This is a genomic window from Micromonospora sp. NPDC005324, assembly GCF_040607155.1.
Classification (GTDB): Bacteria; Actinomycetota; Actinomycetes; order Mycobacteriales; family Micromonosporaceae; genus Micromonospora; species Micromonospora trifolii.
In genome coordinates this window covers 86,077-101,718 of sequence record NZ_JBEXGE010000004.1, presented here as the reverse complement: position 1 = coordinate 101,718, position 15,642 = coordinate 86,077, and the positions used below count along the sequence as shown (strand labels likewise).

Here is a 15,642-nt window from a genome sequence, read left to right as displayed (position 1 = left end):
TCAGATCACCCCGGCGCGACGGGCGTCAATGGCCCGTAACAGATTCGTTCGACGAAAGACATACGCCCGTAGGCAGGACGGGCTACCGCGTCGAGATTGGACCCGCGCCCCTCGGCGCGCGCAGTCAGCTACCGGTCGGGCGGCCGCGGCGGTTCAACAGGGCCGCGCCCACGGCGTTCAGACCGACACCCCAGACCAGGAGTACGCACAGCCACTGCACCCACCGCAGCGCGCTCATCTCGCCCGAAAGCAGGTTGCGCACACTGCCGAACGGGGTGAGCCACGGCTGCGCCGGACGGAGCGCGTCCACGGCGCCCAGCAGCGCGAACAGCCCCAGCGGCAGAATGATCGTGGCCAGGAACGCCACCACCACCGAGCGCAGCACCAGGCCCAGCCCGGTGCCCACCAGGCCGGCGACGATCTGCACCAGCACACTGCCCACCGCGACCGTCAGGGCGAACCGCCACGGCTCGCCGGCGACGTCGGCCGGGGTGAGGGCCAGCGTCGCGGCGCAGATCAGCACACCGACCACACCGACGACCACCGCCGGCAGCCCCACCGCGAGCACGGTCGGCAGGACCGGAAGGCGGACGGGCGCCCGGCGCAGGTCGCCTACCAGCAGGATGCCGAAGAGAGGCGTCACGACCGACGTCAGGCTCTGGACCGTGCCCGAGAGTTCGGCGAAGGTCCGGTCGGCGGGATCCGCCGCCGCGACCAGCGCCACGGCGGCCAACAGCCCTGCCACCAGGGTGCCCACCAGCAGCCACCGCCGGGCCGGCGTACCGACAGAGCGCCGCAGCGCGTCGCGAATCGCCCCGTCCACCTCGACCGCCTCCCGATCTCCTCGACCCGGACCGGCGTGCACGCCGCGCTCAACCGGCCGCGATCATGGGTGAGCGTACCGGTGGCGGTGTCTCTGCGTGGTCCCATGATCACCCGCAGGCTGTTCGTTGGCTCACGTCCGGCGGGCCGCGCGCGGCGGGTCGCATAGGTCCTCCGGTAGTTGTCCTAGCCTCGGGCTAGGCTCGCTGCGGCGCGCCACGCCGGCTGATGTCGCCGGTGACCGGCAGCACACCGCCGAGACCGGGGAGTACGACCAGTTGACCGCAGAGCCTGACACCCTGTACGGGGCCGATGACCTCACCCACCTTGAGGGGCTGGACGCTGTCCGCAAGCGGCCCGGCATGTACATCGGTTCCACCGACAGCCGTGGCGTGGGTCACCTCGTCAACGAGATCCTCGACAACTCCACCGACGAGGGTGTCGCCGGTCACGCCAGCCACGTCGAGGTGATCCTGCACGCCGACGGCTCGGTGCAGGTCGACGACGACGGCCGGGGCATCCCCACCGACGTGCACGCCAAGTCCGGCATCTCCGGCGTCGAGCTGGTGCTGACCCGGCTGCACGCCGGCGGCAAGTTCGGCGGCTCCGGCTACAAGACCTCCGGTGGTCTGCACGGCGTCGGCGCGTCGGCGGTCAACGCGCTGTCCCTCCGCTTCGACGTGACAGTCCGCCGGGCCGGCAAGATCCACGCGATGTCGTTCCGGCACGGCGTCCCGGGCATCTTCGACGGCGACGGGCCGGACGCGCCCTTCACCGCCGGCCCCGGGCTCCAGGTGACCGGCGCCATGAAGCGCGGCCAGCGCACCGGCACCTCGATCCGCTGGTGGCACGACGCCCGCTACTTCGAGACCGGGGCGGCCCTCGACGTCGACGCCGTCCGGATGAAGCTGCGCAACACCGCGTTCCTGGTCCCCGGCGTGACCTACCTGCTCCGCGACCTGACCGGTGAGACGCCCGCCGAGGAGCGGTTCCACTACCCCAACGGGCTCAGCGACATGGTGGAGTTCCTCGCCCCGGCCGGCGACCGGCCGGTCTCCGGCAACCTGCTGGTCAACGGCGAGGGCACCTACCGGGAGAATGCCGCCGACGCCAACGGCGTCATGCAGTCCAACGTGCAGCGGCGCGCCGAGGTCGAGGTGGCGTTCCGGTGGGGCACCGGTTACGAGCGCACCGTCGAATGCTTCACCAACACCATCCGCAACGCCCACGGCGGCACCCACCGCAAGGGCTTCGAGCGGGCCCTGGTCCGCGCGCTCGCCGACGCGATCCGCAACACCCGCGGTCTGCTCAAGGCCAAGGAGGAGCCGCCCACCCTGGACGACGTCCTGGAGGGGATGACGGCGGTGGTGCACGTGCGGATCCCCGAGCCGCAGTTCACCTCGCAGACCAAGGACGAGCTGTCCACTACCGGCATCACCAAGGTTCTCCAGTCCCTGGTCGACGCGCACATCAAGGCCTGGCTGGAGGATCGGCGCACCAAGGCCGAGGCGCGCACCGTCCTGCAGAAGATCGTCGACGCCGCCCGGGTGCGACTCACCCAGAAACAACAGAAGGACGCCGCCCGGCGCAAGACCGCCCTTGAGGGCGCGTCCATGCCGCCGAAGCTGGTCGACTGCCGTGCCACAGGTGTGGAACGGAGCGAGCTGTTCATCGTCGAGGGAGACAGCGCCCTCGGTTGCTTTACCGGTGACACGAGAGTCGCACTGGCCTCAGGGCAAAGTCGATCCTTCGCTGACTTGGCGGCAGACTGGCAGCGAGGCATCAGCCACTTCGGTTACACGACCAACAAGGCCGGCCGGGTGGTGGTCGCCCCCCTGGTGGAGCCCCGGCTCACCAAGTCTGACGCGCCGTTGGTGCGGGTCACGCTCGACAACGGCGAGTCGGTGCGCTGCACGCCGGATCATCAGTTCCGGCTGCGTGACGGCTCCTACCGTCGGGCTGACTCGCTTGTCGAGGGCGACTCCCTGATGCCCCTGTACCGCCGCCTGTCCACTAAGGCGGAAGGGCACAACCTCCAGGGCTACGAGCGGGTCTGGATGAACGACCGGGACGAATGGGTCTACACCCACTACCTGGCTGACGCGTGGAATCTGCGCCATGGCAAGGACAGCGCAACCAACGGGAATGTCCGTCACCACATCGACATCAACAAGCGCAACAACGACCCGCGCAACCTGCGGCGGATGACCTGGCCGGATCACACCGCACTCCACGCCGCAATGATGGGCGAGCATGTCCACGCCGGTTGGCGGGAGTGGTTCGCCAATGGCGGCCGGGAGTTCCGGTCAGCCATGCTGACGGCTCAGTGGCGGGATCCTGATTTCCGTGAGGCGTGTCTCGCTCGCCTGTTCGCGCTCAATGAGTCACCGGCGTTTCGCGCTAGATTCGAGAAGGGCTTCCAGGACTGGTACAACGCGCTCGGCGCCGACGAGCAAGGCGCTTACGCCGAGCGGATGCGTGAGCGGCAGGCCACGTACTGGGCGCACCCTGAGCATCGGGCAGCGGCAGCCGAACGGGTTCGCCAATACTTTGCTGACCCGTCTCGTCGCCAACAGTGGCGCGAGCGCTCGGTGCAACAGTGGCAGGACCACGAATTGCGTACCTGGCGCTCTCGGAAGACTGTGGAGCAGTTTGCGGACCCCGACGAGCGAGACCGCCAGCGCAATGCGATGGTGGCCTGGCATCGGGACAATCCAGAATTCGGTGAACAACATTCCCGTCGGATGAGGCGACGGATGACTGATCCGAGCACCGGTCACCTGGCAAAGGTGCAGGCTGGACGTAATCGATACGTCGACAACGTGCCTCGTGAGGAACGCGTCGGCCAGCAGAACGAAGGTCGCCGTCTAGCAGCTCTCCGTCGGCTGGCACCGTTGCTGGCGCATCCCGACGAGGAATTGTCAGCCGCTTACGAAGCCGAGCGGATGCGTACCGCTCGCACCGGTCTCCGCTTCGCGCGGCTTCTAGCCCTGTACGACGGAGATTACGGCCGACTTCGTGACGCCGCGTCGCTTGTCAATCACCAAGTGGTGTCGGTGGAGGTGCTCGACGAGACAGCCGATGTCTACGACCTGACGGTTGACGGATACCAGAACTTCGCCCTCGAAGCTGGCGTGTTCGTCCACAACAGCGCCCGGGTAGCGCGGACCTCCGAATACCAGGCGCTGCTGCCGATCCGCGGCAAGATCCTCAACGTGCAGAAGGCCAACCTCCAGCAGGTTCTGGACAATGCCGAGTGCGCGGCGATCGTCCAGGTCCTCGGCGCCGGCTCGGGGCGCACGTTCGACCTCTCCTCGCTGCGCTACGGCCGCGTGCTGATCATGGCCGACGCCGACGTGGACGGCGCGCACATCCGCACGCTGCTGATCACCCTGTTCGCCCGGTACATGCGGCCGTTGATCGAGGCTGGTCGGCTCTACGCCGCGATGCCGCCCCTGCACAAGATCACCACCAGGGGGCGCAGCCCGCAGACGGTCTACACCTACACCCAGGCCGAGATGGAGACGACGGTCCGCAAGCTGGAGAAGGCCGGCAAGCAGATCGTCACGCCCATCCCGCGCTTCAAGGGTCTCGGTGAGATGGACGCCGACGAGTTGTGGGACACCACGATGAACCCGGCCACCCGTGCCGTACGCCGGATCACCCTCGACGACGTCGACGCCGCCGAACGCATCCTCGAACTGCTGATGGGCGAGAAGGTCGAGCCGCGCCGCAACTGGCTCATCGACTCCGCCGACCGCGTCGACCGGGATGCGATCGACGCATGAGCGAGCGGGTTTTCGATACAGCGCGATGGCACCTCGTGCCGTTGCGAAGCGCCGGCATGAGCGCCCGTTCCGTTCCAGTGGAGAGCTGAGTCATGGCACGCCGTAAGGAAAACAAGGTCGACCTCTCCTCGTTCGACCAGGCCGGCGCGCGGGTCTTCGACAACCCGCTGGTCACCGAGGTTTCCGACTCCTACCTGGAGTACGCGTTCTCGGTCATCCACTCCCGCGCCCTGCCCGACGCCCGCGACGGCCTCAAGCCCGTGCACCGGCGCATCCTCTGGTCGATGTACGAGCAGGGCTACCGCCCGGATCGCGGGCATGTGAAGTCTGCCCGAATTGTCGGGGATACAATGGGAAAGTACCATCCGCACGGCGACACGGCGATCTATGACGCCATGGTCCGCCTCGCGCAGGACTTCTCCCTCAACGTGCCGCTCATCGACGGGCACGGGAATTTTGGGTCCCCAGACGATGGACCGGCTGCCTCGCGTTACACCGAAGCGCGAATGTCTCGCGAGGCCATGCTGCTCGTCGGTGAGCTGGGCGAGGACACCGTCGATGTCGAGCCCAACTACGACGGGTCGCTGACCCAGCCGACAGTGCTGCCGGCGGCCTTCCCCAACCTGCTGGTCAACGGCGCGTCCGGGATCGCGGTCGGGATGGCCACCAACATGATCCCGCACAACCTGGCGGAGGTCGTCTCGGCGGCCCGCTGGCTGATCAACCACCCGGACGCCACTCTGGACAAACTCATGGAGTTCGTCCCCGGCCCCGACCTGCCCACCGGTGGGGTGCTGCTCGGCCTGGACGAGGTGCGCCGGGCGTACGAGACCGGGCGCGGTGTGGTGCGGATGCGCGGCAAGGTGGAGATCGGCCCCATCGAGGGCAGCCGGGGCCGTCAGGCGATAACAGTGGTCGAGCTGCCCTACGGGGTCGGCGCGGAGAAGGTCATCGCCGCGATCACCAACGAGGTCACCAAGACCAAGCGACTGACCGGCATCGCCGACGTCAAGGACCTCACCGACCGGGAGAGCGGCACCCGGCTCGTCGTCGAGTGCAAGGTCGGGGTCAATCCGCAGGCGCTGCTCGCCGACCTCTACCGGCTGACCCCACTGGAGCAGTCGTTCGGCGTCAACAACCTGGTCCTGGTCGACGGGCAGCCGCGCACGCTGGGCCTCAAGGCGCTGCTGGAGGTCTTCCTGGCCCACCGGTACGAAGTGGTCACCCGGCGCACCTCGTACCGTCGGCGCAAGCGTCAGGAGCGGCTGCACCTGGTCGACGGTCTGCTGATCGCGCTGCTGGACATCGACGAGGTGGTCCGGCTGATCCGGGGCAGCGACGACGCGCAGGCCGCCAAGGACGGGCTGATGAGCCGGTTCGGTCTCTCCGACATCCAGGCCACGTACATCCTGGACACTCCGTTGCGCCGGTTGACCAAGTTCGACCGGATCGAGCTGGAGGCCGAGCAGGAGCGGCTGCGCGCCGAGATCGCCGAGCTGAGCAAGATCCTCGACGACGAGCGGGTGCTCAAGAAGGTGGTCTCCGACGAGCTGGCGGCCGTGGTCAAGCAGTTCGGCACCGAACGTCGTACGACGCTTGTCGACGGTGACCTGAAGGAGGTGCTGGCCGCGTCCGCGCCGGCCGGCCCGCTGGAGGTCGCCGACGACCCGTGCCAGGTGATCCTCTCCGCCACCGGGCTGGTCGCCCGGACCGCTGCCGAGTCGGAGGAGAGCTCCGAGGGGCGCCGACGCAACGGCCGGGTCAAGCACGACACGGTACGCGCCATCGCGCACTCCACCGCCCGTGGTCGGGTGTTGCTGTTGACCAGCGCCGGCCGGGCGTTCAAGGTCGACGTCCTGCCGCTGCCGGTGCTGCCCGAGCAGGCGGGCACGGTGTCACTGCGGGGCGGTATGTCCGCGGCCGAGCTGGTGCCGTTGGCGGCGGGGGAGACGGTCGTCGGCCTGGCCCCGCTCGGCGGGCAGGCCGAGGGCTCACCGGGGCTGGCGTTGGGCACCCGGCAGGGCGCTGTGAAGATCTGTTCGCCGGAGTGGCCGGTGCGCTCCGACGAGTTCGAGGTGATCGGTCTGCGCGACGGTGACGAGGTGGTCGGGGCGACCTGGCTGACCGACGGCACCGAGACGCTGACCTTCGTCACCTCGGAGGCGTCGCTGTTGCGCTTCCCCGCAGGGTTGGTCCGGCCGCAGGGCCTCAAGGGCGGCGGTATGGCCGGCATCAACCTGCCGGCCGGGGCGCGGGTCGCGTTCTTCGGTGCCGTGCGCACCGACGACCCGGGGCACGGCGAGCCGATGGTGGTCACCTCCACCGGCGCGACGGTCAAGGTGACGCCGTTCAAGGCGTACCCGGCGAAGGGCCGGGCGACCGGCGGCGTGCGCGCGCACCGCTTCCTCAAGGGTGAGACGGACGTGGCCGTCGCCTGGGTGGGCCCGCGACCGGTCGGCGCGACCGCCACCGGCGACCCTGTGGAGCTGCCCGCGGCGGACCCGCGCCGCGACGGCAGCGGCTTCGCGGTGATGCTCGGCCCAACTGTGGTAGGCCACCTGATCGAGCGCGACTGACCCACCCGCGTTGTCGCGCCCGGCGCGCCCGGCCCCAAGATCGTGCTCGAACCAGGTTCGAGCACGATCTTGGGCAGTGGGGCGTCCGTCAGCGCTGTATGGTGGGGTCCTCTGTTGTCGGTGAGGGTCTGGGTGCGCCGCTAAGCACCCTTCAACATGATGTCAACTCTGTCCGGCGGAGTCGCCGGCGCGGCGTGAGTGCCGCCATCCGGGTCCGGCCCAGGCGTGAGCTGCGCGCCGCCCGCCGTCCCCGGCCACACCGCTGTTGGGGTCACCTGATCGCCGCGCCACTCTGGCCAATGCACGGCGCGAACCTGGGCACCCTGTTACGGACGTGCGACGCGGTCGGCGCCTGCCTGGCCGTGCCCCCGTTCCGCTGGGTGGACGAGGCCGTGGCCCGGGGCAACACGCTGCGCCGGCCGGGCTGCGTTCACCGGGTCGGTAGCCCGCTGAGCTGGCTGGCCGCCGAACGGGCCGCCGGCGCCCGGGTCCTCGGGGTGGAACTGGCCGACGAGGCCGTCCGGCTCGGTGACCTGCCGGCCGCGCGGGGCCGCACCGTGGTGCTGCTGGGGCACGAGGCGACAGGCATCCCGCCCGAGGCACTCGACCAACTGGACGCGGCGGTGGAGATTCCCATGGTCGGCCACGGCCACAGCCTCAACGTCGCGGTAGCCGGCTCCCTGGTCCTCTACAAGTTGGCCGGCCTCCTCTAGCCCGCGCTCCGCTCCCGCACCACGCCCCCACCCGCGCCGATCTTGCACTTGGTGCCCCGGCAACGTGGTGTAGAAGCGGCATAACGACGTCCGAAAGTGCAAGATCGGCGGCGTGGGGGGCGGGGCGGGAGGTGCGGGTGGGGGTCAGGCGACGTTGTGGGGGCGGAACTGGACGCTTACCCGGGGGCCCACCGGGCGGGTGGTCTTGGGGATGGCGTGTTCCCAGGTGCGTTGGCAGGAGCCGCCCATCACGATCAGGTCGCCGTGGCCCACCGGGAAGCGCAGGCTCTCGCCGCCGCCGCGTGGACGCAGCAGCAGCGGTCGGGGTGACCCGAAGGAGACGATCGCGACGATCGTGTCGGTGTGCGCCGAGCGGCCGATGGTGTCGCCGTGCCAGGCCACGCTGTCGCGGCCGGACCGGTAGAGGCACATGCCGGCGGTGACGAAGGGCTCGCCCAGCTCGGGCGCGTAGTGCGTCGTCAGCGCGGCCCGCGCGGCGGTGAGGACGGGGTGGGGGAGCTGCCTCGCGCCGTCGTACCAGCAGAGCAGGCGGGGCACGTCGACCTCGGCGTCATACATGGTGCGCCGTTCGGCACGCCAGGGCACCTCGGTGAGCAGGGTGTCGAGGAGCGTGTCGGAGCCGCGCACCCAGCCCGGGAGGTGGTCGACCCAGGCGCCCCGGCTGAGCTGGTGCCGGCGGATCTGGCCGGGCAGCGGCCCCAGGGTCGGCCCGGCGTCGGCCAGGTCGAGCATCGACGGCTGGTAGGCGGCCTGCGTCATACCGCCACCCTAGCAGCACTTTCGTACACCCGTGCTAGTCGCCGGTTGAGCGTGACAGTGGCCTGCTGCGGTCAGCCGGGGACGGCGGCGGCGCGTACGGCGTCGAACACCGCGTCCACCACCCGCGCCCGGCCCTGCCCGTCAACGGTGGACCAGGCGCGCGCGGCGAGCGTCGCGCGCCGCTGCGGCGAACTGAGCAGCCCGTGCAGGGTCCGCGCCGCCGCCGCGCGCGCGGCTCGTCCGGCGACGCCGCCGGCGGTCAGCTCCGGCAGCTCGCCGAGGCCGGCGGCCAGGCCGTGCCGCACCACCCGGGTGTACGACTCACGTTGGTTGTCGACCACGCAGACCAGTGCGCTGGGTGCGCCGAGGCAGCAGAGTTCCCAGGTGGACGTGCCGGCGGCGCTGACCACCAGGTCCGCCTCGGCGATCAGTGCCGGCAGCGAGGTGGTGGGCGGGACCGGTCGGATGATCTGCCCCCGGCCGGGGGTGACGTCCTCGACCTCCGCCTCGATCTCGGGTCGCCCGACGATGACAGTGAGGTCCATCGGGTGACCGGTGGCCACCAGCACCCGGGTCAGGACCGGGGCCGCGCCGACCGCGTCGGTGCCGCCGAAGAACGCCAGCACCCGGGGGCGGCTGACCGCCGTGGCGGGCGGGACGACCGGCGGCCGGGCGCCGATCACGGTGTCGCGCAGCAGGGCGTACCCGCTCCCGGCGAGCAGCCGCCCCGGCAGTTCCGCCCCGGCACCCGGACCGGCCAGCTCCGCTCCGAAACCCGGACCGGCCAGCTCCGCCCCGGCACCCGGCCCGGGCAGTTCCGCCCCGAAGTTCTGGTCGAGGTAGAGGTCCGCGACCTGGCCCCGGCCGTCGCCGTCGATGATGGCGAGGGTGTAGACGCCGGCGGCGCGCAGGGCGCCGGCCCCGGCCGGATCCAGCTCGTAGGAGTCGAGGACCAGCACGTCCAGGTCGTGTCGGCGGGCCGCCTCGACCAGTTCGGCAGCCGAGTCCGGGCCGGGCAGCAGCGGGATGCCCCGCGCGGCCAGCTCCGCGGTGGCCCAGTCGAGCCGTTCGACGGTGCCGAACACCGTGACGTCGGCGCCCCGGGCGAGGAACTCCTCGGCGAGCGCCAGGCAGCGGACGAGGTGGCCGACGCCGCGCCGTGGCCCGGCGTCGCAGCGCAACCCGACCCTCAGGGTGCTCAGGACTCCTCCAGGTGCTTCTGTCGTACGCCGGCGTTGAGCGCGCGCAGCCGGGGCTGACCGTCGAGCCAGTCGGCGAGCTTGGCCAACGGCACGCTGACGTCACCGAAGTGGTCGATGATCGCGCCGACCAGCGCCCAGTCCTGCTCGGTGTCGAGGGTCAGCCGCAGCGCGGAGCGGTCCGGCGTGAGCGTCACCCCGAGCACCCGGAACAACTCCGGATGGGTGTACGCGTACGAGGTGACGTGCACCCGGTGGTGGTCGGTGGCGAGTCGGCCCAGGGTGCGCAGCGTCTCCGCTCGGATGATCTCGACGTCCAGCCCTCGGGGCAGGGTCCGGGCGATCGACGTGCTGGCGTAGTCCAGCCCGGGGACCGCCCGGTACACCGACGCGACCAGGGCGATGATCTCCGGGTCGAGCAGGGGGCAGTCGGCGGTGAACCGCATGACGGCGTCCCCCGGGTGCGCCGCGAGGGCGCCCACGAATCGGTCCAGCACGTCGTCGACCGGCCCGCGGTGGCACGGTACGTCGAGCCGGGCGCACTCGGTGGCGACCGCGTCGTCGACAGCGTCGGTGCTGGTGGCGACCGCCAGGTCGGCCAGGACGCCGCTGTCGCGGGCGGCGCGTACGACCCGGCCCAGCACGGAACGTCCGGCGAGCGGGCGGAGCACCTTGCCGGGCAGCCGGGACGAACCCATGCGCGCCTGCACGATGCCGACGATTCGTGGCCCCGCAGCGGTCCCGGACGGCGGTACGCCGGTCACTGCTGCTCCTCCTGCTGCTTGGGGGCGAGCACCGCGGTGGCGCGGCGTTTGGCGGCGCGGGCCCCCCGCTTGGCCAGTCGGGCCGGCGTGATGGCGAGCCGGCCCACCCGGTAGCTGATCGACCCGCTGAGCAGGCTGATCGTGGTTTCGGCCCGGCGTAGCGCCCGTTCCCGCGAGGTGAGCAGCTCCTCGGTCCAGGTGGTCAGCGCGGCCAGCCGGGTGAGTTCCTCCCGTTGGCGCAGCCACGCCTCGCGGAGCTGCTGGTAGCTGTGCCCGCCGACCGGCGGGTCGGTCGGCGCGACGGCGTGCAGTTCGGTGGCGAGGTCGACCCTGCCGCCGGCGTCCAGCCCGTGCAGTGCGGCGGCGATGGCCGCCTCGGCCTCGACCGCCTCGCTGACCGTCGCGCGGTCGAGGTCGTGGCCGGCGAGTCCGCCGAGCACGACGGTCAGGCCCGCGACGTCGAGAGTGGACGACCACGGGTGGGCGTACCCGCCGGTGAGCAGGCCCGCGGCGAAGCGCCACAGCCCGCGGGCGAGCACCACGTCACCGGGCAGCGCGGCGGTGGCCCGCCAGCTGGGGTCGAGCACCGCGTACCGCTCGCCGTCGACCACCACGTTGTCGGTGCCGGCCAGCGCCGCCGCGCCGGCGATCCGGCCGCCGGTGTCGGCCTGGTCGGCGAGCCAACCCGAGTATCCGTGCAGCAGCGCGCGCACTGTGGCCAGGTCGCGGCGCAGGGCCGCGTCGAGCAGCAGGGTACGCAGCAGCCGGCCGGACGGAACCGGGCCGGACAGCGCGTCCGCGTCCCGGTACGCGGCCTCGCGGCTGGCGAACGGCGCGACGGCCGACGTCGTCGCGTCGGTGGCCGGGATGAGCCCCCAGCGCCAACCGGAGGGGCCGTGCAGCACCTCCAGCACGCCGATCCCGGGGCGACCGGTCTGCACGAGGGCCACCGGCAGGTCCCGGTCCACGGTCGGCGTGGTCTGGTCGGTGGGGTCGGCGGGCCGGTGGGCGAGGGTCAGCCAGCCCGGTGCGAGGTCGGCGGCCCGCCCGGCGTGCAGCGCGTCCACCGCCAGCCGGGCCGGATCCTGAAGCACTGTGGCGCTGGTGAAACCCCCGGCGCAGGCGCCGTGCAGGACCGCGTCGAACAGGCCGGAGCCCGCGTCCCGGTCGAGGTGGTCGGCGTCCAACAGGGCCGTCGGGGTGCTGACATCGGGGTACGCGGCCCAGCACGCGGCCGGCCGCAGCCCCGCCGCGCCGAGCCGCTCGCGCAGCTGGTCCCGGTTGGCCGGGTGGGCCCGGTCCAGCACGCCGCCGATCACCCAGGCGGAGTCGTCGCGGCGGGCGTACCAGGGGGAGGTGTCGACCAGCCGGTGCAGGCCCAGCGGGTTGTCCAGGCGCAGAAGCAACGCGCCACCCGGTCGCACCGCGGCGACGAGTCGTGCCAGCACACCGTCCCAGCCGAGCCGGGTGCCCTCCACCGACTCCACCGGGTCCAGCCCGGCAGCCGCGATCACCACGTCGTACGTCTCGTCGTCGGGCAGCCCGGCCGGGCCGCCCACCACCACGCGGGCGGCCCGGTGCGCCAGCGCCACCGCGTCCGGGTGGCTGCGCAGCAGGCAGGTGACCTCGGCGTGGGTGAGCTGGTCGAGCAGCGCCGGGTCGTGTGGACCGGCCACCAGGACCCGGGCGCCGGGCGGCACCAACCGGGCGGCCAGCGCGGCGAGCGGCCCACCGTTGGCCAGCCGTTCCTGCGGCAGGTCCGACCAGGCCAGCATCTCGCCGCCCGGCAGGGTGATCCGGTCGGCGGGTGCCGTCTCAGTCGTCACGGTCTTCCTCTTCCTCCTGGAGGTTCGCCCAACCGAGCAGCTCGCGGAGCTCGGCCGGCGTGCAGCGGTGGTCGGTGCCCAGTTCGGCGCGGGCGATCTCGACCGCGGTGGACAGGTCGACAGAGGTGCCGTGCAGCTGCGGCCACTGCCGTCGGATCCGAGCGGTGCCGCCGAAGGTCGGGTCCTCGTTGGACAGGATCATCGGGTCGCCGTAGACCGCCGGCTCGCACCCCGCGGCGATGCCGTAGAAGATCGCGCTGGTCAGCCGGTTGGATGCTACCCGGCGGTGACGGCGCAGCTCGGTGAGCTGCCGGTCGAGGAACTCCGGGTCGGTGTCCTTCCACCAGTGCCCCCGGTAGCCGTGGCAGATCACCCGGAACCCGGCGCGCTCGTAGAGCCGGCGCACGGTGCGCATCCGGTACTCGTGCCAGTAGAGGCAGACAGTGACCGGGCCGGGTTCGGTGTCCTGGATGAGGGCGATCAGTTTACGGTGGTCGCCCTTGACGTGCTGTCCCTCCCAGCCGTGGAACGGGTACCAGATGGTGCCTTCCCGTTCCTCGGCCGGCGGTTCCTCGGGTCGCATGGCCAGCAGGTAGCTGAACGGCGCGCCGATGACGACCACGTTGCGGCGCCCCACCGACCAGGCCCGGCGGCGGGTCTGCTCGGACCAGAGCAGGCTGGGGGTGCGCTCGGCGTACGGGTGGCCGGGGGCCAGGCCGTCACCGATGTTCCAGCCGTGCTGCACGTACCCGTTGATCCGTGGTGGGTGCCGGTCGCCGAGTCCGGCGTACCGGGCCAGCACGTGCGCGTGACCGTAGAAGTGGTTGGCGTGGTGCATCAGGTTCCCATCAGGCGGCGGAACGCACCGAGCCGACCCGCAGCGTGGCGGTCAGCGCGTCGATGACGCGGTCCTGGTCGGCGTCGCTGAGCCCCGGGTAGAGCGGCAGCGACAGCTGTTGGGAGTAGAACGACTCGGCCACCGGGCAGGATCCGCGTCGGTACCCCAGGTCGGCGAAGGCCGGGTGCCAGTGCACCGGGACGTAGTTGACCTGGACGCCGATCCCGGCGGCCCGCATCTGGTCGTACACCTCGCGGCGACGCCCGTCGAGCACCCGGATCGGGTAGAGGTGCCAGGCCGGTTCGGCCCACGACCTGCGGGTCGGCAGCAGCACGCCGTCCAGGTCGGCCAGCGCCTCGTCGTACCGGGCGACCAGGGCGCTGCGGCGGGCCGTGAACTCGCCGAGCCGACGCAGCTGGCTGCGGCCCAGGGCGCAGAGCACGTCCGGCAGCCGGTAGTTCAGCCCGAACTCGGGGACCTCGTAGTACCAGCCACCCTCGTCCGGGAAGCGCAGGTCGTCGCGGTCGCGGACCACGCCGACGCCACGGAATCGGCGGGCCCGCTTCAGGATCTCCGGGTCCAGCGCCGCGACGCCGCCGCCCTCGGCGGTGGTCAGGTTCTTCGTGGGGAAGAACGAGAACGTGGTCAGGTCGGCGAGCGAGCCCACCGGCCGACCGCGGTACGTGCCGCCGATCGAGTGCGCCGCGTCGGCGAGCAGCAGCGCGTCGCTGCCCTCGACCGACTTGCGCAGGGCGTCGTAGTCGGCGGGGTGGCCGGCGTAGTCGACGGCGGAGACGACCTTGGTGCGGGAGGTGACCGCGGCGGCGGCCGCCGCCGGGTCGAGGCAGAACGTCTCGTCGTCGACGTCGGCGAACACGATCTTCGCGCCGAGGGCGACAGCGCTGCTGGCGGTCGCCACGAACGTCATCGGCGGAACGACCACCTCGTCGCCCGGTCCCACCCCGGCCGCCGCGTACGCCACGTGCAGCGCAGCGGTGCCGTTGGAGACGGCGGCGACACCGACCCCGCCCGTCCAGCGGGCGAGGTCGGCCTCGAAGGCGTCGACCTGTGGACCGGTGGTGAGCCAGTCGCCGCGCAGCACGTCGGCGACGGCCGCGACGTCGTCCTCGCTGATCGACTGCCGGCCGTACGGGAGCATCCCCGTCATCCGTTGATGCCGAGCATGTCGCGCAACTGCTCGACGGTGAGCCACTCGTCGTTGGTGTCCGACTGGTAGGCGAAGCCGTCCGGCACCGGGTCGCAGTCGGCCGGCGCCTGGTAGCCCCAGGTCGCGATTGTCGGCTGGACGATGAACCGGCCGTCGGCGCGCAGCGTCCGCCGGCTGTCGTCGGGCGCGATCATCTCCTCGTGCAGCTTCTCGCCCGGCCGGATCCCGATCTCGTGAGTGGTGGCGTCCGGGGCCACGGCCTCGACCAGGTCGAGGATGCGCATGCTCGGGATACGCGGCACGAACAGCTCGCCGCCCTGCATCTGGTCGAACGAGTCCATGACGAACTGCACGGCCTGGTCGAGCGTGATCCAGAAGCGGGTCATCCGCTTGTCGGTGATCGGCAGGCTCTTGCCCTCGGCGGCCAGCCGGCGGAACAGCGGGACGACCGAGCCGCGGCTGCCCACCACGTTGCCGTAGCGCACCACCGAGAACCGGGTGGGGTGCTGGGCGGCGTAGTGGTTGGCCGAGACGAACAGCTTGTCGCCGACCAGCTTCGTCGCGCCGTACAGGTTGATCGGGCTGGACGCCTTGTCGGTGGAGAGCGCGATGACCTTCTTGACTCCGGCCTCGATCGCCGCGTCGACGACGTGCTGTGAGCCGGTGATGTTGGTGGCGATGTACTCCGAGGGGTTGTACTCGGCGGTGTCCACCTGCTTCAGCGCGGCGGCGTGCACCACGTGGTCGACGCCGTGCATGGCCCGGGTGAGGCGGTGCCGGTCCCGGATGTCCCCGATGAACCAGCGCAGCCGCGGGTCGTCGCCGAGTTGCTGGCGCAGCTCGTACTGCTTGAGCTCGTCACGGGAGAACACCACCACGCGGGCGGGGTCGGCCTCGTTGAGGATGTGCCGGAGGAACGTCCTGCCGAAGGAACCAGTTCCCCCGGTGATCAGAATGGACGATCCATTCAACTCACTCAATGTGGTGCTCCCGTGTTCGTGGATGAACGAGCGGCCCTGGGCCGGCCGACCGGGGTGACACGCTAGCCATGGCGGGTTAACTCCTCGGCGCTCGCGGGTGAACCACAACCTCCGCTCCCGTGAATGCCGGACACCGCGTAGGCGAACACTTCCGACCGCCCCGGATGGGGGCTGACCTGGCCGGATCG

10 protein-coding genes and 3 pseudogenes are annotated in these 15,642 nt (G+C 71.4%); 5 read left to right on the top strand and 8 right to left on the bottom strand.

Going from position 1 to position 15,642, the window contains the following annotated elements:
- Nucleotides 1–124: 124 nt before the first annotated feature.
- Nucleotides 125–823, bottom strand: a complete 699-nt coding sequence (locus ABZS40_RS05635; RefSeq protein ID WP_354942176.1) for a hypothetical protein — start codon at nucleotides 821–823, stop codon at nucleotides 125–127.
- Between the two features lie 180 nt (nucleotides 824–1,003).
- On the opposite strand from ABZS40_RS05635, the pseudogene ABZS40_RS05630 reads away from it, so the two are divergent.
- The 5 genes and pseudogenes from ABZS40_RS05630 to ABZS40_RS05610 form a co-directional block, all read left to right on the top strand.
- A pseudogene (locus ABZS40_RS05630) lies at nucleotides 1,004–2,516 on the top strand (ATP-binding protein); the annotation flags it as partial.
- Nucleotides 2,493–3,965 (top strand): annotated as a pseudogene (locus ABZS40_RS05625) (DNA topoisomerase); the annotation flags it as partial. The pseudogenes ABZS40_RS05630 and ABZS40_RS05625, both read left to right, overlap by 24 nt.
- A 6-nt stretch (nucleotides 3,966–3,971) precedes the next feature.
- Nucleotides 3,972–4,610 (top strand): annotated as a pseudogene (locus tag ABZS40_RS05620) (toprim domain-containing protein); the annotation flags it as partial.
- A gap of 92 nt (nucleotides 4,611–4,702) precedes the next feature.
- Nucleotides 4,703–7,186, top strand: coding sequence for a DNA topoisomerase IV subunit A (locus tag ABZS40_RS05615; RefSeq protein WP_354942175.1), 2,484 nt, complete (start codon nucleotides 4,703–4,705; stop codon nucleotides 7,184–7,186).
- Between the two features lie 194 nt (nucleotides 7,187–7,380).
- Nucleotides 7,381–7,899 carry a TrmH family RNA methyltransferase gene (locus ABZS40_RS05610; RefSeq protein WP_354942174.1) on the top strand — a complete coding sequence of 173 codons (519 nt, stop codon included), beginning with the start codon at nucleotides 7,381–7,383 and terminating at the stop codon, nucleotides 7,897–7,899.
- 144 nt (nucleotides 7,900–8,043) lie between these two features.
- On the opposite strand, the gene ABZS40_RS05605 is transcribed toward ABZS40_RS05610, so the two are convergent.
- From ABZS40_RS05605 to pseB, 7 genes are all read right to left on the bottom strand, one after another.
- Entirely contained in the window at nucleotides 8,044–8,679 is a 636-nt protein-coding gene (locus ABZS40_RS05605) for an alpha-ketoglutarate-dependent dioxygenase AlkB (RefSeq protein ID WP_354942173.1), read from the bottom strand.
- Between the two features lie 71 nt (nucleotides 8,680–8,750).
- A complete protein-coding gene (locus ABZS40_RS05600) occupies nucleotides 8,751–9,881 on the bottom strand; it encodes a spore coat protein (RefSeq protein ID WP_354942345.1) in 1,131 nt (376 codons plus the stop codon).
- Complete coding sequence (locus ABZS40_RS05595; RefSeq protein WP_354942172.1) at nucleotides 9,878–10,642, bottom strand: glycosyltransferase family protein; 765 nt, start codon at nucleotides 10,640–10,642, stop codon at nucleotides 9,878–9,880. The genes ABZS40_RS05600 and ABZS40_RS05595 overlap by 4 nt, the downstream gene beginning before the upstream one ends.
- Nucleotides 10,639–12,468, bottom strand: a complete 1,830-nt coding sequence (locus ABZS40_RS05590) for a class I SAM-dependent methyltransferase (protein WP_354942171.1) — start codon at nucleotides 12,466–12,468, stop codon at nucleotides 10,639–10,641. The genes ABZS40_RS05595 and ABZS40_RS05590 overlap by 4 nt, the downstream gene beginning before the upstream one ends.
- A complete protein-coding gene (locus ABZS40_RS05585) occupies nucleotides 12,458–13,306 on the bottom strand; it encodes a hypothetical protein (RefSeq protein WP_354942170.1) in 849 nt (282 codons plus the stop codon). Before ABZS40_RS05585 ends, ABZS40_RS05590 begins: the two co-directional genes overlap by 11 nt.
- A gap of 10 nt (nucleotides 13,307–13,316) precedes the next feature.
- Entirely contained in the window at nucleotides 13,317–14,474 is a 1,158-nt protein-coding gene (locus tag ABZS40_RS05580) for an aminotransferase class I/II-fold pyridoxal phosphate-dependent enzyme (RefSeq protein WP_354942169.1), read from the bottom strand.
- Nucleotides 14,471–15,454, bottom strand: a complete 984-nt coding sequence (gene pseB, locus ABZS40_RS05575; protein ID WP_354942168.1) for a UDP-N-acetylglucosamine 4,6-dehydratase (inverting) — start codon at nucleotides 15,452–15,454, stop codon at nucleotides 14,471–14,473. The genes ABZS40_RS05580 and pseB overlap by 4 nt, the downstream gene beginning before the upstream one ends.
- Between the last annotated feature and the right edge of the window lie 188 nt (nucleotides 15,455–15,642).

Coding starts and splice junctions, on each gene's coding strand:
- ABZS40_RS05615 (WP_354942175.1), top strand. CDS start 4,703: ATGGCACGCCGTAAGGAAAACAAGGTCGACCTCTCCTCGTTCGACCAG.
- ABZS40_RS05580 (WP_354942169.1), bottom strand. CDS start 14,474: ATGACGGGGATGCTCCCGTACGGCCGGCAGTCGATCAGCGAGGACGAC.
- ABZS40_RS05585 (WP_354942170.1), bottom strand. CDS start 13,306: ATGCACCACGCCAACCACTTCTACGGTCACGCGCACGTGCTGGCCCGG.
- ABZS40_RS05605 (WP_354942173.1), bottom strand. CDS start 8,679: ATGACGCAGGCCGCCTACCAGCCGTCGATGCTCGACCTGGCCGACGCC.